2 protein-coding genes are annotated in these 1,635 nt (G+C 54.0%); both read right to left on the reverse strand.

What is annotated here, in order from left to right; all coding sequences use genetic code 11:
* Positions 1–113, reverse strand: a 113-nt coding sequence (locus ACTHUM_RS13360) for a thioredoxin family protein (RefSeq protein WP_440402792.1), incomplete at its 3' end; no start/stop codon positions are given.
* Positions 114–239: 126 nt separating this feature from the next.
* On the reverse strand, positions 240–1,635 hold a 1,396-nt coding region (locus tag ACTHUM_RS13365), incomplete at its 5' end, for an ABC transporter ATP-binding protein (RefSeq protein WP_440403095.1).

Here is a 1,635-nt window from a genome sequence, read left to right on the forward strand (position 1 = left end):
TTGCAAGGGCCGCACCATGGTGCCCAGAAGTCCAGCAATACAGGTACGTCGGATTTCAAAACGTCTTGTTCGAAGCTGGCATCGCTGGCGTGGATAATCAATTCGCTGCTCATGTTTGTTTCCTTTTAAATCGGGATTAATGAATACGTTGTTCAGAATAGTGGCAGACAGGGAAAATTTCAAGTGCCGCCGTCCGGTAATAGTTTTTTTGAAATGCGTCTATCGTAATCCTTAAAGATTCAGACGGCCTCTTGAACCATGTGGCCGGAGTGGGCAATCAAATGGCGCGTGTAGTCGCTGCTTGGATTGGCAAACACGTTTTCGCATTCGCCTTCCTCAACGACTTTGCCGTCTTTCAACACCATCACGCGGTGGGAAATGGCGCGGATGACGGCGAGGTCGTGGCTGATGATGATGAAGGCGAGGCCGTATTCTTTTTGCAGGCTGCTGAGCAATTCAAGGATTTGTTGTTGCCATTGGACATCAAGCGCGCTGGTTGGTTCATCCAATACGAGGATTTTTGGGCGGACAATGATGGCGCGGGCGATGGCGAGGCGTTGGCGCTGGCCGCCGGAGAATGCGTGCGGATAGCGTTCGAGTGCGTCTTCGGGCAGGCCGACTTGTTTGAGGACTTCCTCGACGCGGCGGCGCATTTCTTCGTGCGGCATTTCAGGTTCGTGTACGCGTAAGGCCTCGGAAACGGTATCGAAGACGTTCATGCGCGGATTGAATGCGCCGAACGGGTCTTGGAACACCATTTGGATTTCGCGTCTCAATTCGCGTTTCCATGGCTCGCCGTTGACAATCAGGCTGCCTTCGGAATCGATAAGGTGCATAACGGCTTTCGCCAGCGTGGTTTTGCCGCAACCGCTTTCGCCAATGATGCCCAATGTCTCCCCCGATTTGAGATCGAAAGAAATGGGGTTGAGGATGGTTTTGTCGCGTTTTTTAAACCAGCCGTCTGATTCTTTGATGGAAAAGGCGATTTGTTCGGCCTTAAGGACGGTGGCCGGGTTTGCAGGTAAAGGAGCCACTTTGCGCATTGTGCCGGCGTTGAGCAGCATTTTGGTGTATTCGTGCTGCGGATTGGCGAAGACTTCGGCTGCTTTGCCGGTTTCAAGAATACGGCCGTTACGCATAACGGCGACATCATCGGCAAAACGGCGTACAAGGTTCAAGTCGTGCGTAATGTAGAGCATGGTCATGCCGTGGTCTTCTTGCAGGCGTGAGAGCAGGTCGAGGATTTGGGCTTGGACGGCAACGTCCAAAGCGGTGGTCGGTTCGTCGGCAATCAGGAGCTTGGGCTGGGCTGATACGGCCATGGCAATCATGGCGCGTTGGCGTTGGCCGCCGGAAAGTTGGAAAGGGTATGCCTGGGCTTTTTGCTCGGGCTGGTGGATGCCGGTTTCGTCCAAGAGTTCGATAGCGCGCGTCCATGCCTGTTTTTTATCCAAACCCAAATGCAGGGACAGGACTTCGGCGATTTGTTCGCCGACGCGCATGACGGGGTTGAGGGCGGTCATGGGTTCTTGAAACACCATGCCGATTTCGCGGCCGCGCAGTTTTTGCAGGGCGCGTTCGGGCTGGGTCAGCAGATTGGTTCCGCAATATTTCAGACTGCCTTCAAAGGTAACC

Source organism: Neisseria sp. P0021.S006 (assembly GCF_051956895.1).